22 protein-coding genes are annotated in these 22668 nt (G+C 73.0%); 16 read left to right on the top strand and 6 right to left on the bottom strand.

Annotated features, from left to right (window positions below; all coding sequences use genetic code 11):
• Window positions 1–280 precede the first annotated feature (280 nt).
• From ASG23_RS16170 to ASG23_RS16140, 8 genes are read left to right on the top strand one after another with little or no spacing between them, the layout of a single operon-like run.
• Window positions 281–1939, top strand: coding sequence for a nitrite/sulfite reductase (locus ASG23_RS16170; protein ID WP_056027171.1), 1659 nt, complete (start codon window positions 281–283; stop codon window positions 1937–1939).
• Window positions 1936–2094, top strand: coding sequence for a hypothetical protein (locus ASG23_RS20330; protein WP_200941627.1), 159 nt, complete (start codon window positions 1936–1938; stop codon window positions 2092–2094). The genes ASG23_RS16170 and ASG23_RS20330 overlap by 4 nt, the downstream gene beginning before the upstream one ends.
• Window positions 2091–2780 (top strand): phosphoadenylyl-sulfate reductase, encoded by a 690-nt coding sequence (locus ASG23_RS16165; RefSeq protein ID WP_056027168.1) that lies wholly within the window; start codon window positions 2091–2093, stop codon window positions 2778–2780. The genes ASG23_RS20330 and ASG23_RS16165 overlap by 4 nt, the downstream gene beginning before the upstream one ends.
• Entirely contained in the window at window positions 2777–3691 is a 915-nt protein-coding gene (gene cysD / locus ASG23_RS16160) for a sulfate adenylyltransferase subunit CysD (RefSeq protein ID WP_056027165.1), read from the top strand. Before ASG23_RS16165 ends, cysD begins: the two co-directional genes overlap by 4 nt.
• The gene (locus tag ASG23_RS16155) at window positions 3691–5133 is read left to right on the top strand and encodes a GTP-binding protein (RefSeq protein ID WP_082516283.1); all 1443 of its coding nucleotides are present in this window, start codon (window positions 3691–3693) and stop codon (window positions 5131–5133) included. The genes cysD and ASG23_RS16155 overlap by 1 nt, the downstream gene beginning before the upstream one ends.
• Window positions 5130–6326, top strand: a complete 1197-nt coding sequence (cobA, locus tag ASG23_RS16150; RefSeq protein WP_056027162.1) for a uroporphyrinogen-III C-methyltransferase — start codon at window positions 5130–5132, stop codon at window positions 6324–6326. The genes ASG23_RS16155 and cobA overlap by 4 nt, the downstream gene beginning before the upstream one ends.
• Window positions 6327–6335: 9 nt before the next feature.
• Complete coding sequence (locus ASG23_RS16145) at window positions 6336–7130, top strand: dihydrofolate reductase family protein (RefSeq protein ID WP_056027159.1); 795 nt, start codon at window positions 6336–6338, stop codon at window positions 7128–7130.
• Window positions 7127–7612: a hypothetical protein gene (locus ASG23_RS16140; protein ID WP_056027156.1), complete on the top strand. Its 486-nt coding sequence runs from the start codon at window positions 7127–7129 to the stop codon at window positions 7610–7612. Before ASG23_RS16145 ends, ASG23_RS16140 begins: the two co-directional genes overlap by 4 nt.
• 60 nt (window positions 7613–7672) lie before the next feature.
• Here ASG23_RS16140 and ASG23_RS16135 read toward each other — a convergent pair whose 3' ends face one another.
• From ASG23_RS16135 to ASG23_RS20160, 4 genes are read right to left on the bottom strand one after another with little or no spacing between them, the layout of a single operon-like run.
• Window positions 7673–8869 carry an ABC transporter permease gene (locus ASG23_RS16135; RefSeq protein ID WP_056027153.1) on the bottom strand — a complete coding sequence of 399 codons (1197 nt, stop codon included), beginning with the start codon at window positions 8867–8869 and terminating at the stop codon, window positions 7673–7675.
• Window positions 8866–9558: an ABC transporter ATP-binding protein gene (locus ASG23_RS16130; RefSeq protein WP_056027150.1), complete on the bottom strand. Its 693-nt coding sequence runs from the start codon at window positions 9556–9558 to the stop codon at window positions 8866–8868. The genes ASG23_RS16135 and ASG23_RS16130 overlap by 4 nt, the downstream gene beginning before the upstream one ends.
• Window positions 9555–10592, bottom strand: coding sequence for an efflux RND transporter periplasmic adaptor subunit (locus tag ASG23_RS16125; RefSeq protein ID WP_056027145.1), 1038 nt, complete (start codon window positions 10590–10592; stop codon window positions 9555–9557). The genes ASG23_RS16130 and ASG23_RS16125 overlap by 4 nt, the downstream gene beginning before the upstream one ends.
• Window positions 10589–11197, bottom strand: coding sequence for a hypothetical protein (locus ASG23_RS20160; protein WP_162242702.1), 609 nt, complete (start codon window positions 11195–11197; stop codon window positions 10589–10591). The genes ASG23_RS16125 and ASG23_RS20160 overlap by 4 nt, the downstream gene beginning before the upstream one ends.
• A 167-nt stretch (window positions 11198–11364) precedes the next feature.
• Here ASG23_RS20160 and ASG23_RS16115 point away from each other — a divergent pair, with 167 nt between their 5' ends.
• Both ASG23_RS16115 and ASG23_RS16110 read left to right on the top strand, forming a co-directional pair.
• On the top strand, window positions 11365–12024 hold the full coding sequence (locus ASG23_RS16115) for a response regulator transcription factor (protein ID WP_056027137.1): 660 nt from the start codon (window positions 11365–11367) through the stop codon (window positions 12022–12024).
• A 4-nt stretch (window positions 12025–12028) separates the two neighbouring features.
• Window positions 12029–13168, top strand: a complete 1140-nt coding sequence (locus ASG23_RS16110) for a sensor histidine kinase (protein WP_056027135.1) — start codon at window positions 12029–12031, stop codon at window positions 13166–13168.
• A 21-nt stretch (window positions 13169–13189) separates the two neighbouring features.
• Here ASG23_RS16110 and ASG23_RS16105 read toward each other — a convergent pair whose 3' ends face one another.
• Window positions 13190–14449 carry a carboxylate--amine ligase gene (locus ASG23_RS16105; protein ID WP_056027129.1) on the bottom strand — a complete coding sequence of 420 codons (1260 nt, stop codon included), beginning with the start codon at window positions 14447–14449 and terminating at the stop codon, window positions 13190–13192.
• Window positions 14446–15900 carry an NADP-dependent phosphogluconate dehydrogenase gene (gndA, locus tag ASG23_RS16100; RefSeq protein ID WP_056027125.1) on the bottom strand — a complete coding sequence of 485 codons (1455 nt, stop codon included), beginning with the start codon at window positions 15898–15900 and terminating at the stop codon, window positions 14446–14448. The genes ASG23_RS16105 and gndA overlap by 4 nt, the downstream gene beginning before the upstream one ends.
• Window positions 15901–16165: 265 nt before the next feature.
• On the opposite strand from gndA, the gene ASG23_RS16095 reads away from it, so the two are divergent.
• The 6 genes from ASG23_RS16095 to ASG23_RS16070 all read left to right on the top strand — a co-directional run bounded on the left by ASG23_RS16095 (window position 16166) and on the right by ASG23_RS16070 (window position 22664).
• Window positions 16166–18418: a carbon starvation CstA family protein gene (locus tag ASG23_RS16095; RefSeq protein ID WP_056027122.1), complete on the top strand. Its 2253-nt coding sequence runs from the start codon at window positions 16166–16168 to the stop codon at window positions 18416–18418.
• On the top strand, window positions 18415–18636 hold the full coding sequence (locus ASG23_RS16090) for a YbdD/YjiX family protein (RefSeq protein ID WP_235521162.1): 222 nt from the start codon (window positions 18415–18417) through the stop codon (window positions 18634–18636). The genes ASG23_RS16095 and ASG23_RS16090 overlap by 4 nt, the downstream gene beginning before the upstream one ends.
• A gap of 109 nt (window positions 18637–18745) precedes the next feature.
• Window positions 18746–19330 (top strand): DUF3000 domain-containing protein, encoded by a 585-nt coding sequence (locus ASG23_RS16085; protein WP_056027119.1) that lies wholly within the window; start codon window positions 18746–18748, stop codon window positions 19328–19330.
• A 71-nt stretch (window positions 19331–19401) separates the two neighbouring features.
• Window positions 19402–19917, top strand: a complete 516-nt coding sequence (locus ASG23_RS20715) for a response regulator transcription factor (RefSeq protein WP_268760894.1) — start codon at window positions 19402–19404, stop codon at window positions 19915–19917.
• 91 nt (window positions 19918–20008) lie between these two features.
• The gene (locus ASG23_RS16075) at window positions 20009–21298 is read left to right on the top strand and encodes an HRDC domain-containing protein (protein ID WP_056028437.1); all 1290 of its coding nucleotides are present in this window, start codon (window positions 20009–20011) and stop codon (window positions 21296–21298) included.
• A gap of 121 nt (window positions 21299–21419) precedes the next feature.
• A complete protein-coding gene (locus ASG23_RS16070; RefSeq protein WP_056027116.1) occupies window positions 21420–22664 on the top strand; it encodes a thiolase family protein in 1245 nt (414 codons plus the stop codon).
• Window positions 22665–22668: the final 4 nt, after the last annotated feature.

Below are 22668 nucleotides of genomic sequence, written 5' to 3'. Positions count from 1 at the left end.
CCCACATGTCGACCCGAACATCTCATGATCCGGACGCCCCCTCCCGCCTGGGGCGCCCGCGTGACAACCTCATCGGGTGATCGCCCCCGGGTTCCGCCTCTCGTGGCTGTGTGTGTGCGTCTGCACGCGCACCGTCGCCGCGGACCTGTGCGTGTGCTGCTGTCCGCGGAGCAACTGACCCCGCCCCTCGTCCCCCCGGGCGCGCGGTCTGCGTCCAGAGAACCGCTCCCCAGCGGTGGGTGCAGGCGCACGTCCACGTTCTCCCGGAGATATCGCCCCTATGGCGCAGACCAGGATCGCCCCGCCCGCTGCTCGTGCCGAGGGCCAGTGGGCCTTCGACCAGCGCGAACCCCTCAACGGGAACGAGCAGTTCAAGCAGGACGACGACGGCCTCAACGTCCGGCACCGGATCGAGACGGTCTACTCCCGTGAGGGCTTCGCGTCGATCGCGCCCGAGGACCTGCGCGGACGGATGCGCTGGTGGGGCCTCTACACGCAGCGCAAGCCCGGCATCGACGGCGGCAAGACGGCCACCCTCGAGCCGCACGAGCTGGACGACGAGTACTTCATGCTCCGCGTCCGCTGCGACGGCGGTGCGCTGAGCCTCGAGCAGCTGCGCGTGATCTCCCAGATCTCGGTCGAGTTCGGCCGCGGGACCGCGGACATCACGGACCGGCAGAACATCCAGCTGCACTGGATCCGCATCGAGGACGTCCCGGAGATCTGGCGCCGGCTCGAGGCCACCGGCCTGAGCACGCAGGAGGCCTGCGGAGACACACCTCGTGTCATCCTCGGCTCCCCCGTGGCCGGCGTGGCCGCGGACGAGATCATCGACGGCACCCCGGCCATCCGGGAGATCGCGGAGCGCTACATCGGCGACCCGGCGTTCTCCAACCTGCCGCGCAAGTTCAAGACGGCGATCAGCGGCTCCCCGCACCACGACGTCGCCCACGAGATCAACGACGTGGCGTTCGTCGGCGTCGTGCACCCCGAGCTCGGACCGGGCTTCGACGTCTGGGTCGGTGGCGCCCTGTCCACCAACCCCAAGCTCGGGGTTCGACTCGGCGCGTTCGTCACGCTCGACCAGGTCCCCGAGGTCTGGACCGGCGTCGTCGGCATCTTCCGCGACTACGGCTACCGCCGGCTGCGCACCCGAGCGCGCCTGAAGTTCCTCGTCGCCGACTGGGGCGCCGAGCTGTTCCGGCAGGTGCTGGAGGGCGAGTACCTGGGCTGGACCATGGAGGACGGCCCCGCGCCGCCCCCGCCGCCGTCGGGTCGCCGCGATCACGTCGGCGTGCACCCCCAGAAGGACGGCAACTTCTACGTCGGGGTCGCGCCCACGGTCGGCCGCATCTCCGGCGAGCTGCTCGGGCAGGTCTCGGACCTGGTGGAGACGGCCGGTTCCGGCCGGGTGCGGCTGACCGTCGAGCAGAAGCTCGTCATCCTCGACGTCGCGCCCGACAAGGTCGACGCGCTCGTGGATGGCCTGGAGGCCGCCGGGCTGCACGTCCGGACCGCGTCGACGTTCCGTCGCGGCACCATGGCGTGCACCGGGATCGAGTTCTGCAAGCTCGCGATCGTCGAGACCAAGGCCCGTGCCACGCACCTGATCGGTGAGCTGGAGGACCGGCTGCCCACCTTCGACCAGCCGATCACGATCAACCTCAACGGCTGCCCCAACTCGTGCGCCCGCATCCAGACCGCCGACATCGGCCTCAAGGGTGCGCTGGCGAACGGCGAGGACGGCTACCAGGTGCACCTCGGAGGCGGCCTCGGGCTGACCAGTGGGCTCGGGAAGACGCTGCGTGGCCTGCGCGTTCCCGCCGAGGAGCTCCCCGACTACATCGAGCGCGTCACGCGCAAGTTCGACGAGCAGCGCCTCGAGGGCGAGCTGTTCGCGCAGTGGACCCAGCGGGCGGACGAGGAGGACCTGCGATGAGCACCAGCAGCTCCGAGCGAGCGGTCCCCTACTACTGCCCGTTCTGCGCGAGCGAGGACCTGTGGCCGGCCGGTGAGACCCACGGCCAGTGGGAGTGCCGCTCGTGCACCCGGGCGTTCGCCCTGAAGTTCGTCGGGCTGGTGGCGCGGTCATGATCACCACGGACCTCATGGAGCTCGCTGAGCAGGCCGGCCGCGACCTCGAGGGCGCCCACCCCGCCGAGATCCTGCGGTGGGCTGCGCAGACCTTCGGCACCGACCTGGTCCTCGCGTCCTCGATGGGCGACGAGGTGCTGGTGCACATCGCGGCGGAGGCCGTGCCGGGGATCGACGTGATCTTCCTCGACACCGGGTACCACTTCGCCGAGACGCTGGGGACGCGCGACTACTACGCCGACTTCACGAACATCTCGCTGCGCACCATCCTGCCGCTGCGCACGGTCGCCGAGCAGGACGCGGAGCACGGGGAGAAGCTCCACGACCGCGACCCGAACCTGTGCTGCGCCCTGCGCAAGGTCGAGCCGCTCGAGCGCGGTCTCGCGCCCTACACCGCGTGGGTCACCGGCATGCGCCGCGAGGACGCCCCGACGCGCACCGACATCACGGTCGTCGGCTGGGACGCCAAGCGCGGCAAGGTCAAGCTCAACCCCCTGGCCGCGTGGACGCAGGACGACGTGGACGCCTACGTCGAGGAGCACCACGTGGTGCTCAACCCCCTGCGCCAGGCGGGCTACGCGTCCATCGGCTGCGCTCCCTGCACGCGCGCCGTCGCCCCTGGTGAGGACCCGCGCGCGGGTCGCTGGTCCGGAACCTCCAAGATCGAATGCGGGTTGCACACATGACGACTCTGTCCGAGCGGACCGCGCTCACGCAGCTGGACGCCCTGGAGTCCGAGGGCATCCACGTCATGCGCGAGGTGGCCGGTGAGTTCGAGCGTCCGGTGCTGCTGTTCAGCGGCGGCAAGGACTCGATCGTCATGCTGCACCTGGCCCGCAAGGCGTTCTGGCCGTCCCCCGTGCCGTTCACGCTCATGCACGTCGACACCGGGCACAACTTCCCGGAGGTCATCGAGTACCGCGACCGCGTGGTGGCCGAGCACGGGCTGCGGCTCGTCGTGGCCAGCGTGCAGGACGCCATCGACGACGGCCGCGTCGCCGAGCGGGCGGACGGCTCCCGCAACCCGCTGCAGACGGTCCCGCTGCTCGACGGCATCACGGCGAACAGGTTCGACGCGGTGTTCGGCGGCGGTCGTCGCGACGAGGAGAAGGCGAGAGCCAAGGAGCGAGTGTTCTCGCTGCGCGACGAGTTCGGCCAGTGGGACCCGCGCCGGCAGCGACCCGAGCTGTGGGACCTCTACAACGGTCGCCACAAGCCCGGCGAGCACGTGCGCGTCTTCCCGCTGTCCAACTGGACCGAGCTGGACGTGTGGCGCTACATCGAGCGCGAGCAGATCGAGCTCCCCGCGATCTACTACTCCCACCAGCGCGAGGTCTTCCTGCGCGACGGCATGTGGCTGGCGCCGGGCGGCTGGGGCGGTCCGCGCACCGGCGAGACGCTCGAGGTCCGCACCGTCCGGTACCGCACCGTCGGCGACATGAGCTGCACGGGCGCCGTCGAGTCCACGGCGGCCACGATCCCCGAGGTCATCGCCGAGGTGGGTGCCAGCCGGCTCACCGAGCGGGGCGCCACGCGCGCCGACGACCGCGCGTCGGAGGCGGCGATGGAAGACCGCAAGCGCGAGGGCTACTTCTGATGGGCCCCGCTCTCACGACGCAGCCGACCACGACAGAGGAGATCCACACGGTGACCGAGCACGCGACGCGGGACCTCCTGCGCCTGGCCACCGCCGGATCCGTCGACGACGGCAAGAGCACCCTGATCGGCCGGCTGCTGTACGACACGAAGTCGGTGCTGGCGGACCAGCTGAGCGCGGTCGAGGCGGCGACGCTGGCCCGTGGCGGTGGCGAGGTGGACCTGGCGCTGCTCACCGACGGGCTGCGGGCCGAGCGCGAGCAGGGCATCACGATCGACGTCGCGTACCGCTATTTCTCGACCGCCACCCGCGCGTTCGTGCTGGCCGACACCCCGGGGCACGTGCAGTACACGCGCAACATGGTGACCGGCGCGTCCACGGCCGAGCTGGCGATCGTGCTCGTCGACGCCCGCAAGGGTGTGCTGGAGCAGACCCGTCGGCACGCCACGATCACCGCGCTGCTGCGCGTCCCGCACGTCGTGCTCGCCGTGAACAAGATGGACCTGGTCGGCTTCGACGAGGCCACGTTCCGCGCGATCGCGGATGAGTTCACCGCCTACGCGCTCAGCCTCGGCATCCCCGACGTCACGGCCGTCCCGCTCTCGGCGCTCACGGGCGACAACGTGGTGGACCGCTCCACGCGGACGCCCTGGTACGACGGCCCGACGCTGCTGGAGCACCTCGAGTCGGTGCCGGTGGGTCGCGACGCCCTGTCCGAGCCCTTCCGGTTCCCCGTGCAGGTGGTCATCCGCCCGCGCACCGCCGAGCACCCCGACTACCGCGGCTACGCCGGTCGGGTCGCGTCCGGCGTGGTGTCGGTCGGTGACGAGGTCACGGTGCTGCCGTCGGGCAAGCGCAGCACGGTCGTCGGCATCGACACGTTCGACGGGCCGCTCACGGAGGCGCACGCGCCGCAGTCCGTGACGCTCCGGCTCGCCGACGACGTCGACGTGGCCCGGGGCGACGTGCTCGTCCCGAGCGCCGCCGCGATCGAGGTCGGCACGGACCTCGTCGGCACCGTCTGCTGGCTGGCCGAGAAGCGCAGCGTGCTGGGCGCCCGCCTCCTGGTCCGGGTCGGCACCCGCACCGTTCGTGCGCTGCTGCGCGAGGTCAACGCCCGGCTCGATGTCGACACCCTCACGGTCGAGGCCTGGGACGGTGTGGACACCCTGCACGCGGTGGACGCCACGGACACGTCCTCGGACATCCCGCCGCGCGCGCTGACGCTCAACGCGATCGGGCGGGTCAAGATCCGGCTGGCCGAGCCGGTCGTGCTCGACGAGTACGCCACGCACCGTCGGACCGGTGGGTTCCTGCTGGTCGACCCCGCGGACGGCACCACGCTGGCCGCCGGGATGATCGGCGCCACGCTGCTCGACCGGCTCACGCCCACGTCGACCGCCCAGGACGACGACGACTGGTTCGCCGGATCAGGGATCTGACGGTGCCTGCGCACCCGCTCTTCCTCGACGTCACCGGCCGACGCGTCGTCGTCGTCGGCGGCGGTCCGGTCGCCGCTCGACGCGCGGCTCGGCTGATCGAGGACGGCGGCGACGTCCTCGTCGTCGCGCCGGCGCTCTGCGAGGACCTCACGGAGCACGTCGCCGCGGGCCGCGTGACCTGGCGGGCACGGGAGTACCTGACCACCGACCTCGACGGCGCCTGGCTGGTCCACACGGCCACGGGCGACCGCGCGGTGGACGACGCCGTCGCGGCCGACGCCGAGGCCTCGCGCCTCTGGTGCGTACGGGCGGACGCCGCGAGCGCGTCGAGCGCCTGGACGCCCGCCGTCGCCCGGTCCGGCAGCGTCACCGTCGCCGTCGGCGCCGGCGGTGACCCCCGCCGGGCCGTCGCCCTGCGCGACGCCGTCGCGCTCCTGCTCGACACCGGAGGGCTGCCTCTGCGGCATCACCGCCCCACGACGGGCAGCGTCACGCTCGTCGGCGGCGGCCCGGGTGATCCCGGGCTCATCACCACCCGCGGTCGCCGGGCGCTGGCCGAGGCCGACGTGGTCGTCGTCGACCGCCTGGCACCCCGCGCCCTGCTGGCCGAGCTCGACCCTGCGGTCGAGATCATCGAAGCGGGCAAGTCCCCGCACGCGCACACCCTCACCCAGACCGAGATCAACGCCGTGCTCGTCGAGCGCGCCCAGGCCGGCAACCGGGTGGTGCGGCTCAAGGGCGGCGACCCGTTCGTGCTAGGCCGCGGCGGCGAGGAGGTGCTCGCGTGCGTGTCCGCGGGCGTCCCGGTCGAGGTCGTCCCCGGGGTGACGAGCGCGCTCGCCGTCCCCGCGGCCGCCGGCATCCCCGTCACGCACCGTGGGCTCGCCCGCCAGCTCACCATCCTGTCGGCGCACGACGCGGCCCCCGACTGGGAGGTGCTCGCGCGCCTCGAGGGCACGCTCGTGCTGCTGATGGGCGTCGCGCAGCTGTCGTCGCACACTCGGGCGCTCCTGACGCACGGCAAGGACCCCGGCACGCCCGTCGCCATCGTGGAGAAGGGCACGCTGCCCGGACAGCGCACCACCGTCGGCACCCTCGCCGACATCGCGGACCTTGCCCGGGAGCGCGGTGTCGGCAACCCGGCGGTCGTGGTGATCGGCGACGTCGCTGCCCTGGCGGACGTCCTGGCCTAGGTTGGCGACGTGCCCGACCTGCCTGCACTCGACCTCCTGGTCCCGGTGGACGCACCGGTCCGCCTGCTCGCGCCGCGGTCCGACGAGGCAGAGCTGGTCGCGCTGTTCGCGTCCGGGTCGACGGGAGGACCGCATGTGCGCGCCAACATGGTCGGTACCGTCGACGGCGCGGCGACGGGCGCCAACCGGGTGAGCGGGTCCATCAACGGGCCCGCGGACTTCCGCGTGTTCCGCGTGCTGCGCGCGCTGGCGGACGTGGTCCTGGTCGGCGCCGGCACGGTCCGCGCGGAGCGCTACACGCCTCTGGACGTCCCGGCGGAGCTCCGGGCGGCACGCGCAGCGCTCGGGCGCGCCGACGCTCTCGAGCTCGCGGTCGTCACGGCGAGCGGGGACCTCCCCGACTCCCTGCTCGACACCGACCGCCCCCCGCTCGTGCTCACCACCGGCTCGGCCCCGTCACTGGACACGCTGCGTGCGCGCGTCGGCGCCGACCGGGTGATCGTCGCGGACGCCGGGGTGCCCGGGGCGGTCGACCCCCGTGCCGTCATCGCGGCCCTCGCCGACCGCGGGCTGGTGCACGTCCTCGCCGAAGGTGGACCGACCCTGCTGGCCCAGCTGGTGGACGCCGACCTGGTCGACGAGCTGTGCCTGACGTGGAGCCCGCAGCTGGTCGGCGGACCCGCCGGTCGCGTCACCCACCTGCCGACCTGGTTCGCACCGGCCCGCGCCCTGACCCTGTCGCACCTGCTCCACGCGGACGGCGTGCTGCTGGGTCGCTGGCAGGTGGTTAGGCTCGGCGCGTGACCGACACGATCATCGTCCTCACGGAGGACACCCTCGCCAGCGCCGACGTCGAGAAGCTGCTCGCCCTGCACGAGGGCGATACGTACGCGTACCGCGTCCTCGTCCCGGCGGACACGGACCGGCCCCTCATCTCCACGATCATCGACAACCTCAGCCTCGGGGAGCTCAAGGAGGCGTGGCACCGCGCCCTCGGCAAGGAGCCCTCCTCCCACGAGGCGAAGGCCACGGCGGACGAGCGGCTGGCCGGCAGCATCGCCGCCTTCATCACGGCCGGCCGTCCCGCCACGGGCTCCGTGGTCGACGACGACCCGCTGCCCGCGCTGAAGGCCGCGGTCGCCGACGGCGACGTGGTCGAGGTCGCCGTCGTGACCTACCCGCACGCGATCGAGGACACGTTCCACCGCGACTGGGCCTCCCGGGCCCGCGAGGAGCTCCAGGTCCCCGTGCTGCACCTGTACTCGGGCACCAGCGAGCTCGGCTGACGTCAGCCGACGGGCGGGACACCCCACTCGGGACGTCCCGCCCGTCGTCATGTCCGCCCGTCAGACCGAGCGCAGTGCCTCGGTCGGAGGCACCCGGGCCGCCCGCAGCGCCGGGTAGAGACCGACGATCGACCCCACGGCGAGCGAGCAGGCGAGGCCGGCGATCACGGGCAGCCACGGCACCATCACGGCCCGCCCTTGGTGAGAGGCAAACACCCAGGTCACCGCGACGCCGAGCACGACACCGGCGATCCCGCCGAGCAGGGACAGCAGCACCGACTCGATGAGGAACTGGCCGCCGATCGAGCTCCGCGGGGCGCCGAGCGCCCGTCGCACCCCGATCTCGCGGCGCCGCTCGAGCACCGACACGACCATGACGTTGGCGATGCCCACACCGCCGACGAGCAGCGCGACCGCGCCGAGCCCGACCGCGAGGAGCGTGAACGACCGGTCGGCCGCCGCTCCAGCCGCAAGGGCGTCGGACGGACGGGACACGCGGACCTCGTCGGGGGCGGCGGGGTCCGCCGTCCGACCGAGGACCGCGCGGGTGGCCACCACCTGCTCCGGGTCGACGCGCACGTAGACGGCGGACGGGTGGAGGTCGTCGTCGACGAACGTGGACGCGACCGTCGTCCCGACCAGCGCCGCCTCGTCCAGCTCGGGGGCGAGCACCACGGGGTCGAGGATCCCGACGACCGTGAACGGACGGCCCGCGAGCGACACGTCGACCCCGCCGGCGAGCGGGCCGATGCCGAGCCGTCGGGCGGTCGTCGCCCCGAGCACGACCGCGGGGTAGCGCTCCGTCGCCGCGTCGAGCCACCGCCCCTCCTGCACGGACGCGGCCACCGCGTCGAGCAGGTCGAGGTCGGCCGCGAGCACGGAGATTCCGCTGGTCCGGCTCTCGGGGACCTTGTCGGACCGGCGCACGGTGGCGTCGACGGCACGGACCGCCGAGGCCGCCAAGACGGTGGGGATCCGGGCGACCATCGCGACCGACTCGTCGGGCAGCGTGCCCTCGTCTCCCAGGAGCCCCTGCCCCGGGGCGACCGTGAGGAGGTTGGTGCCGAGCGCGTCCAGCTGGGCGCGCAGGTCGGCACGCGACGACTCCGACAGCCCGAGCACCCCGACGAGCGCCGTGATCCCGATCGCGATGCCCAGGGCGGACAGGGCGGTGCGGCCCGGGCGCACCGTGAGTCCTCGGGCGCTCACCCGGAGCAGGTCGGCAACGGACATGCGGCGGACCTCCGTCCGCGTCATGCCGCCACCCCCGGGCAGGTCTCGTGCTCGACGCGGCCGTCGCGCATGGAGACCACCCGCGGGAGCCGTCCCGCGATCCGTTCGTCGTGCGTGACGACGACGATCGTCGCGCCGTCCGCGTGCAACGAGTCGAGCAGCTCGAGCACGGCGGCGCCGGACGCCTGGTCGAGGTTGCCCGTCGGCTCGTCCGCCAGGAGGATCTGCGGCGCGTGCACGAGCGCCCGTGCCACGGCGACGCGCTGGCACTCCCCGCCCGACAGCTCCGTCGGGGTGTGCCGCACGCGGTCGGAGAGCCCCACCCGGTCCAGCGCCGCCCGCGCCTGGCGCAGCCGCTCGGGCCGCCGGACACCCTGGTAGAGCAGCCCGTCGGCCACGTTCTCGAGCGCCGACCGGCCGTCCAGCAGGAAGAACTGCTGGAACACGAAGCCGAGACGCACGGCGCGGACCCGGGACAGCGCGGCGTCGGACAGCGTCGTCACGTCGTCGCCGACCAGCCGCACGCGGCCCGTCGTCGGTCGGTCGAGCGCGCCCATGACGTGCAGCAGCGTCGACTTGCCCGATCCCGACGGCCCGACGACCGCCATGTAGTCCCCCGCCTCCACGGCGAGGTCGACGCCGTGCAGCACCGTGAGAGCCGCCGGGCCGCTGCCGTACGTCTTCGTGACACCGACGAGGTCGAGGACGCTCACGGGGTCACCACGACCTCGTCACCCTCGGCGACCTCGTCGCCGGAGATCTCGACGGACGTCCCGGCGAACGCTCCGGTGCTCGCCGTGACATAGCTCGACGTGCCGTCTGCGAGCACCTTCTGCACGCCGTACCCGCCGTCGGCGAGCGCGACCAGCGCGGTCACCGGCACGACGAGCACGTCGGTCGCGACGGTCTGGTCGAGGCCGACCTCGACGGGCGTGCCCTCCGCCAGCCCGTCGAGGTGCTGCTCGGCGGGCGTGATCGTGACCGAGAGCTGTTGCTGCTCGTCGACGGTCACGATCTCCGCCGCCGTGATCGTGCCCTCCGCCGTCGTGCCGTCGGGCAGCGTGAGGGACGCGGTCCCGCCGACCGGCGCGAGCGCGGCCTGACTGGACCGCAGGGGGACCGTGACGACCCGGTGCGTCGCGCCCAGAGCGAGCACCGGCATCCCCGGGTCGACGGGCGCGCCGAGCTCGGCCAGCTGCTCGACGACGCGGACGTCCCGCGGCGTGAACAGCACGTCGCCGAGCCGGACCGTGCCGGTCTGCGTCACGCCCAGGGACTTCTGCCACCGCTTGACGGCCGCGGTCGTGACCGACGTCCAGTCCTCGTCGACGGTCAGGTCCAGGCCGGCGGCGTACCCGAGGTCCGTGATCGCCTGCTCGAGCTGGCGGACGTCGGCGCCGGCGGCGGAGGAGGGACCGAGGTCACGCCACGCCGGGGCGGCCCCCGCAAGACGAACGACGGGCCGGGTGTCGATGGCGTAGACGGGTTGACCGGCCGCCACCGTCGATCCGACGGCGGCGAGCCACGTCACCGTGCCGGGCGTACGCGCCGCGACCGAGGTCGTCGCCCCGTGGCCGACCTCGCCGCTCGCGGTCGCGGTCGAGACAAGGTCGGTGCGGGCGACCGTCCGGGTGGTCCATGCGGGTGGCGACGCCGTCGGATCGGCGCCGCCCGGTGGCGCACCGCACGCGGCCAGCGGGACGACGACTGCGAGGGCCAGTCCGGCGGCGTGCCGCGGCTTCGTCACTTCTCCTGTCCCTCGGTCGAGCCGTCCGGCAGCTCCACGCCCGCCTCGACGGTGCACTCCTGCATGTCCTGCTCGAACTGCGGGTCGCCCGGTGCGGGGTCGCCGGTGCCGCTCTCGGCGCCACGCCGGAACTCGGACTTCACCTGTCCGCCGTCGAACGTCGGGTCGGGCATGTCCCAGCCGCGGTCGCGCATGCACTGGGCGTGGTCCAGGAACGACTGCTTCTGCTCCGCGGTCAGGGGCTCCGCGCCCGCACCCGACTCGGCCATCCGTTGCCAGGGCTCGCACGCGTCGTCCGCGGCCTCGCCCTGCCCGGGCGTGAGGCTGCCACCGTCGCCGAGCCGGTACTGCCCGTCGGTCGGGTCGGGCACGTCCACGCCGTGGTCGCGCATGCACTGCGCCCATGCGAGCATCGCGTCCTCGGGGGCGAGGGCGGAGGAGGACGCCGACGGGGCCCCGGACGTCGCTCCCCCGGCTCCGGGAAGCAGGGGGCCCTTCGCCGGGGTGCACGCGGCGACCGCGCCGAGCAGGCACACAGCCGCGAGGGCCTGAGCGACGCGGCGACGTCGGCCGGCGCGCGGTGGGGTGGCGGCCAGAGGGCTCATGGTCGTTCTCCTCGTCATGGTCGGCTGATGGGGCCAGCCCACCGCGTCGCCCGTTCGGCGAGCGTTGGGCCTCGACGTCCGGCGGGGCCACGCCCTTACGCTGGCTGAACACGACGGAGCCGATGCTGCGCGGACGGCCCACGTGGGGGCCGGGACGGAGGTGCGCGGTGCGTGTGCTCGTGGCCGAGGACGAAGAGGTGATGGCCGACGCGCTGGCCCGTGGCCTGCGCCGGGCGGGATACGCCGCCGACGTGGCCATGGACGGCGGCACGGCCCTCGAGCTCGCGACGCTCAACCCCTACGACGTGATCCTGCTCGACCGCGACCTGCCGGTGGTGCACGGGGACGACGTGTGCCGTGCGCTCCTCGCGTCCGGGTCGCCGGCCAGGATCCTCATGCTCACCGCGGCGGGCGGGCTGCAGGAGAAGGTCGACGGGTTCGGTCTCGGCGCGGACGACTACCTGGCCAAGCCGTTCGCGTTCGCGGAGCTGCTCGCCCGCGTGCAGGCCCTGGCCCGCCGCACCGCGCCGGCGCAACCGCCCGTCCTCGAGGCAGCCGGCCTCCGGGTGGACGTCGCCCGACGCGCCGTGACGCGCGACCGTCGACCGCTCGACCTCACGCTCAAGGAGTACGGCGTCCTCGTCGAGCTGGTGCGGGCCGCCGGCGCCGTGGTGTCCGCCGAGGACCTGCTGGCGCGCGTGTGGGACGAGAACGCCGACCCGTTTACCAACGCTGTCCGGGTCACGATGGTCGGGCTGCGCCGCAAGCTCGGCGACCCTCCGCTCGTCGAGACGCTCCGCGGCGCCGGATACCGCGTGCTGGCGTGATCGCGTGAGACGGTCGCTGAGCGTCCGCTGGCGGCTCACCATCGCGTACACCGTCATCATCGCGGTGTCCGGCGCGGTGCTGCTCACGCTCGTGTACGGGCTGGTCACGCGGGGCGAGGTGCAGTCCGGCAGCGCGACGACGCAGCAGGCACCGGGCGCAGACGCCGACGGCCCGCCCCCCGGGCCCGTCGTCACGGAGTCGCGCGACGACGACGGCACGGACGAGACAGCGCAGCTCGCCCAGAGCTCGTGGTTCGCGCTGGCCTTCGTCACGGCGGTGTCCGTCGGCATCGGCTGGGTCGTCGCGGGCCGGCTCCTCGCTCCCGTCCACACCATCACCGCCCGGGCACGGCGCATCTCCGCGGACTCCCTCGACGAACGCATCGCCCTGGGTGGCCCGCGCGACGAGCTGCGCGCGCTGGCCGACACGTTCGACGAGCTGCTGGGCCGGGTGCAGAGCACGGTGACCTCGGAGCGCCGACTCGTGGCCACGATGTCGCACGAGCTGCGGACTCCCCTGGCCAACCAGCGGGCGGCACTCGACGTCGCGCTCGCGGACCCCGACGCCGACGCCGACGACCTGCGCGCCGCCGCGACGACCGCGCTCGAGCAGAGCCGGCGGGCAGCCCGGACGATCGACGGGCTGCTCGTGCTCGCCCGCGCGCAGTCCGGCGAGGCGACCGGACCGCCCCGCCCGGTGGACCTACGGGCCCTGGTCGCCGACGCCGTGGACCAGACCCGCACGCCCGAGGACGAGCTCACCTGGGAGGTGCACCTCACCGACGTGACCGTGCCCGGCGAGCCGGCCCTGCTGGCCCGCGCGGTGGCGAACCTCGTGGACAACGCGGAACACCACAACGTGGAGCACGGCCACGTCGCGATCCGGCTGACCGCCGAGCCGGGCATCGGGCGGGTGGTCGTCGAGAACACCGGTCCGCTGGTGCCACCGGGGGCCGCCGCGGACCTCGTCCTCCCGTTCCGGCGTGGCGCCGCCGACCGGACCGCGGCCGGCGGCGGCGTCGGGCTGGGGCTCACCGTGGTGCAGGCCGTCGCCGACCATCACGGCGGCCGGCTCCTCCTGACCCCGCGCCCCGACGGCGGCCTCGTCGCGGAGCTCCGCCTCCCGACCCACGGGACCACCTAGTCCCGCGGGTCGGGAGCGGCGTCAGAAGCCCGTGGAGGTGACCTCCGGGTAGTACCGGCGGAACTTGCGCACCTGGTTGACCAGCGCCAGCGCGACGTACAGCCGTCGGCGGGGTGACAGGTCCCTGCGGTACTGCAGCGGACGGACGACCGCCTTCGCCCTGATCAGCTGCCGGACGCGCGCGGCCAGGCGTGCGTCGCGCACGTAGCGCAGCAGCAGTCGGTTCGGCACGACCGAGTAGAGGATCTCCTTCTCGACCACGACCGGCGTCACCGACCGGCCCTCGACCGCGTCCTCGACCACGAACCGCATCGGGTTGGCCCCCGCTGCGGTCACGTAGTAGTTGTTCCGGCCGATGCGCGGGTTGACCTCGAAGAACCGGAACTGCTCGGTGCGCGGGTCCACCTTCACGTCGAAGTTGGCGAACCCGCGGTACCCGGTCGACGCGAGGAACGTCCGCGCCTGCGCGAGCATCGGGTCGTCGCGGTAGGTGATCATCGCCGCCGGGTTGCCCAGCCCGGACGGCGTGTGCTCTTCGAGCAGCACGTGCGCCGAGCAGAGCAGCGTGATCTCGCCGTGGGTGTCCACGTACGCCGTGATCGACCGCATCTGCGTGTCGTCGCCCGGCACCAGCTCCTGCACCACGAACCGGCCGCGGTACCCCGCCGACCGCAGCGCGCCCCAGAGCCAGGTGAGCTCCTCGGGCGTGGCGATCTCGAAGACCTTCTTCTTGCCCTCGAACTCGACGTCCTGGTAGTCCGCGCTGCTGGCGGCCTTCGCGATCAGCGGGTACTCCAGGTCGACCGGCACGGCCTCCCACGGCCCCGCGGAGCCGAACTCCTGCACGAGCGTCCGCGGCACCGAGATGCCGAGGTCGTCGCAGATCTGCGCGAACGTGGCCTTGTCCGAGATCTGGTCGAGCAGGTGCTCGGACAGGAACGGAACCACGTAGTACTGCTCCAGCAGCGCGCGGTGCTGGACGACGACCCGGACCAGCCAGTCCGAGTTGGCCATGAGCAGCAGGCGGCGGTCGGGCATCGACTGCGCGACCGCCACGAGCCGGTCCACCAGCTGGCGGGGATCGTGGCCGTCCTCGACGATCTCGTGCCGCACGATGCGCGAGTGGGCCACCGGCCCGAGGGCGGCACCGGCGACGACCACCGACGTGACGCCGTACGCCTCGTGGAACGAGCGAGCCAGGGCGTACACGCCGATGTCGGCGCCCAGGATGACCGGCTGCAGCGGCCCGGAGGTCGCTGCAGCCGAGGACCCGTCGTTCACGCGGTCTGCTCGGAGCGGTCGCCCGACCAGGTGGTGTGGAAGGTGCCGTCCTTGTCGGTGCGGCGGTACGTGTGCGCTCCGAAGAAGTCGCGCTGCGCCTGGATCAGCGCGGCGGGCAGCCGCTCGGCACGGACACCGTCGTAGTACGCGAGCGACGACGAGAACGCCGGGGTGGGCACGCCGTGCAGCGCCGCGCCCGCGACGATCCGGCGCCACGCCTCGACGCCGTTCCCGACCGCCCCGGTGAAGTACTCGTCGGCGAGCAGCAGGGGCAGGTGCGCGTCGCGCTCGTACGCCTCGGTGATGCGGTTGAGGAAGCGCGCGCGGATGATGCAGCCGCCACGCCAGATGCGGGCCATGGCCCCGCGGTCGATGTCCCATCCGAACTCGGCGCTGGCGGCCGCGATCTGGTCGAAGCCCTGCGAGTAGGCGACGACCTTGGACGCGTACAGGGCGAGCCGGACGTCCTCGATGAACGCGTCGCGGTCCGTGACGTCCCACTCGGTGGTGTGGGCCTGAAGGACGCCGGCGGCGGCCGAGCGCTGCGGCACCGAGCCGGACAGCGCGCGGGCGAACGTGGCCTCCGCGATCCCCGTGATCGGCACCCCGAGGTCCAGACCGTTCTGCACGGTCCAGCGCCCGGTGCCCTTCTGCTCCGCCTGGTCGAGCACGATGTCGACGAACGCCGACCCCGTCTCGGCGTCGACGTGCTGCAGGACGTCCGCGGTGATCTCGATGAGGAACGACTCGAGGTCACCGGTGTTCCAGTCGGCGAAGATCTGGCCGATCTCCGCGGCCGAAGCACCCAAGCCCTGGCGCAGCAGGTCGTACGCCTCCGCGATGAGCTGCATGTCCGCGTACTCGATGCCGTTGTGGACCATCTTCACGAAGTGTCCGGCGCCGTCGGGGCCCACGTAGGTGCAGCACGGCACGCCGTCGACCTTGGCCGAGATCTTCTCGAGGATCGGGCCGAGCGACTCGTACGACTCCTTGGTACCACCGGGCATGATCGAGGGGCCGAGCAGCGCACCCTCCTCGCCGCCCGAGACGCCCGAGCCCACGAAGTGCAGGCCCTTCTCGCGCAGTGCGGCCTCACGCCGGATCGTGTCCGGGAAGTGCGCGTTGCCCGCGTCCACGACGATGTCGCCCTCCTCCAGGAAGGGCACCAGCTCGTCGATGACCGCGTCCGTGGGACCGCCGGCCTTCACCATGACGACGACCTTGCGGGGCCGGGCCAGCGACGCGACGAAGTCCTCGACGGACTCGGACGGGACGAACGCGCCCTCGTCACCGTGGTCGGCCACCAGGGACTCGGTCTTGGCGTACGAGCGGTTGTGGATGGCCACGGTGAAGCCGTTGCGTGCAAAGTTCCGGGCGAGGTTGCGGCCCATCACCGCCAACCCGGTGACACCGATCTGCGCGGTTCCGGTGGCAGTTCCTGAGGCGACCATGCGGGAGAGCTCCTTCGATCGACGGCCCGGCTCGTGCCGCGGCCGCGACGGCGTCGAGCGCGTGGGGGGCACGTGCAGGCGCAGGTCGGGTGTGGCGACGTCCGGGGGTTCTGGGTGCGCCGACCAGCCTAGAGCCTGTTCTCCGTACCGGGCCGAGCGTGTCCACGACCGCCGTGGCGCTGTCCGCGTCGACCGCCCTGTTGCGGCATGCCACGCACCCACTAGCGTCGGTGCTCGTCGACGACGATGCCGAAGGGGGCAGCTCATGGTCGCGAGCACGGAGACTGAGCACATCCGGACCGACCCAGACCTGCCGCCGGTCGCCGTCGTGGAACGGCGACCGATGCCCGCGTCGCACCGCCTCGCCTTCACCGTCGTCGCCATCATCGGCGCGGTCGCGTGGTCGGTGGTCGCCCTGGCCCGCGGCGAGCAGATCAACGCCGTGTGGATCGTGTTCGCCGCCGTGTGCTCGTACGTCATCGGGTACCGGTTCTACTCGCGGCTCATCGAGGCGAAGATCGTGCGCCCGCGGAACGACCGGGCCACCCCGGCCGAGCGGTACGACAACGCCAAGGACTTCATGCCGACCGACCGGCGCGTGCTGTTCGGGCACCATTTCGCCGCGATCGCCGGCGCGGGGCCGCTCGTCGGTCCGGTGCTGGCGGCGCAGATGGGCTACCTGCCGGGCACGGTGTGGATCATCGTCGGCTGCGTCCTCGGTGGGGCCGTACAGGACTATCTGGTGCTGTCGATCTCGGTCCGGCGTCGAGGTCGCAGCCTCGGTCAGATGGCCCGCGACGAGCTCGGGCGGTTCGGGGGCGTCGCTGCGCTCATCGCCGTTTTCGTCATCATGATCATCATCATCGCGGTCTTGGCGCTCGTGGTGGTCAACGCGCTGGCAGAGAGCCCGTGGGGCGTCTTCTCCATCGCGATGACGATTCCGATCGCGCTGTTCATGGGCGTCTACCTGCGCTTCCTCCGACCCGGCCGGATCTCCGAGGTCACGGCGATCGGCGTCGCCCTGCTGCTGCTGGCGATCGTCGCCGGCGGCTGGGTGGCCGAGACGCAGTGGGGGCAGGACTGGTTCACACTGAGCCCGGTGGCGCTCGCATGGTGGCTGGCCGCGTACGGTTTCGCGGCATCGGTGCTGCCGGTGTGGCTGCTGCTCGCGCCGCGCGACTACCTGTCGACCTTCATGAAGGTCGGAGTGATCGTGCTGCTCGCGGTCGGCATCCTGATCGCGCGGCCGGAGGTGCAGGCACCGGCCGTGTCGTCGTTCGCGCTCCAGGGCGACGGCCCGGTGTTCGCCGGCACCCTGTTCCCGTTCCTGTTCATCACGATCGCGTGCGGTGCGCTGTCCGGGTTCCACTCGCTCATCGCCTCCGGGACCACGCCGAAGCTGCTGGAGAAGGAGAGCCAGGCGCGGCCCATCGGGTACGGCGGGATGCTCACGGAGTCGTTCGTCGCCGTGATGGCTCTCATCACCGCGGTCGTCATCGACCAGCACCTCTACTTCGCGATGAACGCCCCGGCCGGCGCGACGGGCGGCACGCCCGAGACGGCCGCCGACTACGTCAACGGGCTCGGCCTGAGCGGGCCACCCATCACGGCCGGGGAGATCGAGGGTGCCGCCGAGTCGGTCGGCGAGGAGTCGGTCGTCTCCCGGACCGGCGGTGCACCGACGCTGGCGTTCGGCATGTCCCAGGTGCTCAGCTCGGTGTTCGGCGGCACCGGGCTGGCCGCCTTCTGGTACCACTTCGCGATCATGTTCGAAGCGTTGTTCATCCTGACGACGGTCGACGCGGGGACCCGCGTCGCGCGGTTCATGCTCTCCGACAGCCTCGGCAACATCGGTGGACCCATGCGCAAGTTCCGCGACCCGTCGTGGCGCGTCGGCGCGTGGATCTGCTCGATCGTGGTGGTCGTCCTCTGGGGGGCGATCCTCCTGATGGGAGTGACCGACCCGCTCGGCGGGATCAACACGCTCTTCCCGCTCTTCGGGATCGCGAACCAGCTGCTCGCCGCCATCGCCCTCACCGTCGTGACCGTCGTCGTCGTCAAGAAGCAGCTCTACCGCTGGGTGTGGATCCCTGCCGTCCCGCTGGTGTGGGACCTGGCCGTGACGATGACCGCGTCGTACCAGAAGATCTTCTCCAGCGAGCCGCGCATCGGGTACTGGGCGCAGCACCGGGCCTTCCAGGACGCCAAGGCCGCCGGTGAGGAGACGTTCGGCGTCGCCACGTCGCCCGAGGCGATGGACGCGGTCATCCGCAACACGGCCATCCAGGGGACGTTGTCGATCATCTTCGCCGTCCTGGTGCTGATCATCGTGGCGGTCGGGGTCGTCGTGATGGTGCGGTCCGTCCGCGCCGGTGGCTCTCCCACGACCGAGGAGCCCGACGAGCCGTCACGCACCTTCGCCCCGCGCGGGATGATCCCGACACCCGCCGAGCGCGAGGTGCAGGCCCTCTGGGCCGCGCGCGAGCGGGAGCGGACGCCGACGGGAGCCGGCTCGTGAATCAGCGCCGCACCCTCCCCCGGCTGGTGCACGCACTGGCGCGGACCGGCCGTGCCGTGCGGTGGTACACGACCTCCCTCCTGGGCGACCACGACTACGCCCGCTACGTCGCGCACGTCGCTCGTGTGCACCCCGGCACCGACCCGGGGACGGAGGCCGCCTACTGGCGCGCACGTCACGCGGACCAGGACGCCCACCCCGGGGCACGCTGCTGCTGAGCGCAGTCCGCGGCGCCGACGGCGCCGGGGGGTCGTCCTCCCGCTTTGCGGCCCGGCGAGCGGCGTGCCGGACGCGTGCTCAGAGCCCCTCACCCGTACGCTCCACTGCGTGACACCCGCTGGTCCGGAGGACGTCCCCGTCGAGTTCGTGAGCGCGCTGCGCTCGTTGCGCCGGGTGACCCTCCGCCCCGAGGTCGTCCTCGACGAGGTACCGGGTCCTGCCCGCATCGCCCCCTTCTCCGCTGCGCTCACCGCCGAGGTGCGCACGGCCCGGCGGTCCGTCGCTGCGGCCGAGCTGGCCTCCGGTCGGTTCGTCGTGCTGTACGACCCGGCGGGGCAGGAGGCCTGGGACGGTCGGTTCCGGCTGGTCACGCTCGTGCGGGCGACCCTCGAGGCCGAGGTCGGTGCGGATCCTCTCCTCGCCGAGGTGGCGTGGACGTGGTTCACCGACGCGCTGGAGGACTCGGGCCTCGACACTCACGCCGCCGGGGGGACCGTCACCCGGGTGCTCTCGCAGAGCTTCGGTGCGCTGGAGCGCCGCTCCGAGCAGACCGAGCTCGAGATCCGCGCCTCCTGGACCGCAGCCGACGAGGATCTCGGACGCCATCTCCAGGCCTGGGGAACCCTGCTGTGCACCGCAGCGGGACTCGAACCACTGCCCGACGGCGTCATCGCCTTCGGGCCACGGCGCTGATCGAGGGCTCGGGGGGGCCAGCTCACAGGATCCGGCTCAAGTCACGAGGTGACGATGCCGATGACTGGCACGTGACCATCGAGCCCCTGCGACGCGACCTGGCCCCGGCCCGACGGCCCGGGCTCAGGCCCACCGTGTCCGGCTCGCGCACGCCGCCGTCGTCCACGCAGCAGATGTGCGTCGTCGTGACCGAGGTCGCCGACGGCGACGGCGCTCCTCTCGTGCGCAACCTGCGTCGCCGTGGTGCTCCGCGCGTCGTGGTCCTCACCCGGCGCGCCAGCCGCCCCGAGCTCGGCATCCTGCTGCAGGGCGGGCTGCGCGGGGTCGTCGCCGGCTCCACCGTGCCGACCCTGCACCGCGCCGCCGTCGCCGCTGCGCCGCCTCCGCCGCTGCCCGACCTGACCGCGCGGGAGATCAGCGTGCTCAAGCTCGTCGCCGACGGGCGCACCAACCGCCTCATCGGCGAGGACCTCGGCCTGTCAGCACTGACGGTGAAGAGCCACCTGGCCCGGATCTCGCGCAAGCTCGGCACGGGTGACCGTGCGGAGCTCGTCGCCATCTCCATCCGCGGCGGCGTGCTCGCCTGACCTGGATGTACAGGCGCCATCGGGGTGGAAGTACCCCGCCCTCCGCGCGGCCTGCACAGCAGGGTCGGCGTCGTCGCTTACCGTGGACCTCATGCGACCCGAGGTGACGACCGGCGCCCCTGAGGGGCCCGTGCCGCCTCCGACCTCTGACCCTGACGTCGAGGTCGACCTCCCCCAGATCACCATGCTCACCGAGCCCGCGGAGGGCATCCCGCCCGTCGTGGAGACGCCCGAGGCCCTGGCCGCGGTCGTCGCCGCGTTCGGCGCCGGCACCGGGCCGGTGGCCGTCGATGCCGAGCGCGCCTCGGGGTACCGCTACGGCCAGCGGACCTACCTGGTGCAGCTGCGGCGCGAGGGTGCCGGGACCGCGCTCATCGACCCCGTCGCGGTGCCCGACCTGTCAGCGCTCTCCGATGCGCTGGTCGGCGTCGAGTGGGTCCTGCACGCCGCGTCGCAGGACCTGCCCGGGCTCGCCGAGCAGGGGATGAGGCCGAGCCGGGTGTTCGACACCGAGCTGGGCGCTCGGCTGCTCGGCCTGGACCGGGTGGGGCTGGCCGCCGTCGTCGCCGACGCCCTCGGGCTGGGCCTGGCCAAGGAGCACTCGGCGGTCGACTGGTCCACCCGACCGCTGCCGTCCGAGTGGTTGCGGTACGCGGCGCTCGACGTCGAGGTGCTGGTGGAGCTCCGTGAGGTGCTGGCCGAGCGCCTGGCCGTCGCCGGCAAGGCCGAGTGGGCCGCGCAGGAGTTCGAGGCAGTCCGCACCGCACCGCTCCCGCCGCCCCGGGTCGAGCCCTGGCGACGGGTCTCCGGACTGCACGCCATCCGCGACGCGCGCCGCCTGGCCGTCGTCCGCGAGCTGTGGCTGACGCGCGACCAGAACGCGCGGACGCGTGACATCTCCCCCGGCCGCGTCCTGCCTGACTTCGCGATCGTCGCCGCGGCGCAGGCTCTCCCGCGCTCGGTCCCCGAGCTGACAGCGCTCCCGGCGTTCGCCGGCAAGGGCACCCGCCGCCGCGCCGCGCTGTGGCAGCAGGCCGTGGACCGCGGTCTGGCGACACCCGACGCCGACCTGCCGTCGGTGCGCGGCCCCAAGAGCGACGCGCCGCCGCCGCCGCGGGCGTGGGCAGAGAAGGACCCGTCTGCCGCCGCGCGCCTGGTCGCGGCCCGCCAGGTGGTCACCGACCTGTCCACCACGCACGTGGTGCCGGCAGAGAACCTGCTGCAGCCCGACCTGCTGCGCCGGCTCTGCTGGACACCCCCTGCGGTGCTCGACGTCGAGGGGATCTCCGGGTTCCTGCAGGCCGGCGGCGCCCGACCGTGGCAGATCGGGCTGGTCGCGCAGCCCTTGGCGGACGCCTTCGAGGCCCTCCCGCGCGCCTGACGCCGGTGTTACTCTTGAGTAACTTATGGCTGGCTCTGCCCGGGAGACCCGGGTAGCGTCGGCCGTCACGGGCCCGCTCTCGCGTGCTCGTCGGACACCGCCGTCCCGCCCTGGAGGCTCGATGCCCACCGCATCTCCCCGCCCCGCAGCACTGGTCCGCCGCGTCGTGTTCGTCGACGGGGTCCGCACCCCGTTCGGCCGCGCGCGCAAGGACGGGCTGTACGCCCACACCCGCGCCGACGACCTGTCGGTGAAGACCGTGCGGGAGCTGCTCCGCCGACACCCCGAGCTCCCGCCCGAGCGCATCGACGAGGTCGCCATCGCCGCGACCACGCAGCAGGGCGACCAGGGCCTGACCCTCGGCCGCACGGTCGGCGTGCTGGCCGGGCTCCCCCGGTCCGTGCCCGGATACGCCATCGACCGCATGTGCGCCGGTGCGATGACCGCGGTGACGAACACGGCGGCCGCGATCGGCTTCGGTGCGCAGGACGTGGCCCTCGCCGGCGGTGTCGAGCACATGGGGCACCACCCGATGGGCTTCGACGCGGACCCGAACCCGCGGTTCCTGTCCGAGCGGCTCGTCGCCAACGACGCCCTGAACATGGGCGTGACGGCCGAGAACCTGCACGACACGTTCCCCGCGCTGACCCGTGAGCGGGCGGACGCGTACGGCGTCGCCAGCCAGGACAAGTACGCCGCGGCGCTGGCCGCCGGCAAGATCGACCCCGACCTGGTCCCCGTCGCGCTGCGCGACCCGGAGAACGGCTGGGGCCTGGCCACCGCCGACGAGCCGCCGCGCCCCGGCACCACCGTCGAGGCGATCCAGAAGCTGTCCACGCCGTTCCGCGCCGGCGGCCGCGTGACCGCCGGCACCGCAGCGCCCCTGACCGACGGCGCCGCGGCCTGCCTGCTCGCCGCCGAGGAGACCGCCGCCGAGCTGGGCCTGCCCACGCGCATGCGTCTGGTGTCCTTCGCGTACGCGGGCGTCGAGCCCGAGATCATGGGCATCGGCCCGGTGCCGGCCACCGTCAAGGCGCTCGACCGTGCGGGTCTGTCCATCGAGGACATCGGCCTGTTCGAGATCAACGAGGCGTTCGCCGTCCAGGTGCTGTCGTTCCTCGACGCGTTCGGCATCGCCGACGACGATCCCCGCGTCAACCAGTACGGCGGCGCGATCGCCGTGGGCCACCCGCTCGCCTCGTCGGGCGTGCGCCTGATGACGCAGCTGGCCCGCCAGTTCGAGGAGAACCCGGACGTCCGCTTCGGCCTGACCACCATGTGCGTGGGTCTGGGCCAGGGCGGGACGGTCATCTGGGAGAACCCGCACCACGCCGACTACGAGCCTCTCGAGGGGACGACCAAGTGAGCGA

Source organism: Cellulomonas sp. Leaf395, from assembly GCF_001424125.1.
In the GTDB taxonomy this organism is placed as follows: Bacteria; Actinomycetota; Actinomycetes; order Actinomycetales; family Cellulomonadaceae; genus Cellulomonas.
The sequence above is the reverse complement of the archived record's forward strand: the minus strand, read 5'-3'. Positions and strand labels throughout refer to the sequence as shown.

Excerpts from the sequence above, each read along its gene's own strand:
- ASG23_RS16170 (WP_056027171.1), top strand. The coding sequence starts at position 281 with ATGGCGCAGACCAGGATCGCCCCGCCCGCTGCTCGTGCCGAGGGCCAG.
- ASG23_RS20330 (WP_200941627.1), top strand. The coding sequence starts at position 1,936 with ATGAGCACCAGCAGCTCCGAGCGAGCGGTCCCCTACTACTGCCCGTTC.
- ASG23_RS16165 (WP_056027168.1), top strand. The coding sequence starts at position 2,091 with ATGATCACCACGGACCTCATGGAGCTCGCTGAGCAGGCCGGCCGCGAC.
- cysD (WP_056027165.1), top strand. The coding sequence starts at position 2,777 with ATGACGACTCTGTCCGAGCGGACCGCGCTCACGCAGCTGGACGCCCTG.
- ASG23_RS16155 (WP_082516283.1), top strand. The coding sequence starts at position 3,691 with ATGGGCCCCGCTCTCACGACGCAGCCGACCACGACAGAGGAGATCCAC.
- ASG23_RS16135 (WP_056027153.1), bottom strand. The coding sequence starts at position 8,869 with ATGACGCGGACGGAGGTCCGCCGCATGTCCGTTGCCGACCTGCTCCGG.
- ASG23_RS20160 (WP_162242702.1), bottom strand. The coding sequence starts at position 11,197 with ATGAGCCCTCTGGCCGCCACCCCACCGCGCGCCGGCCGACGTCGCCGC.
- gndA (WP_056027125.1), bottom strand. The coding sequence starts at position 15,900 with ATGGTCGCCTCAGGAACTGCCACCGGAACCGCGCAGATCGGTGTCACC.
- ASG23_RS16095 (WP_056027122.1), top strand. The coding sequence starts at position 16,166 with ATGGTCGCGAGCACGGAGACTGAGCACATCCGGACCGACCCAGACCTG.
- ASG23_RS16075 (WP_056028437.1), top strand. The coding sequence starts at position 20,009 with ATGCGACCCGAGGTGACGACCGGCGCCCCTGAGGGGCCCGTGCCGCCT.
- ASG23_RS16070 (WP_056027116.1), top strand. The coding sequence starts at position 21,420 with ATGCCCACCGCATCTCCCCGCCCCGCAGCACTGGTCCGCCGCGTCGTG.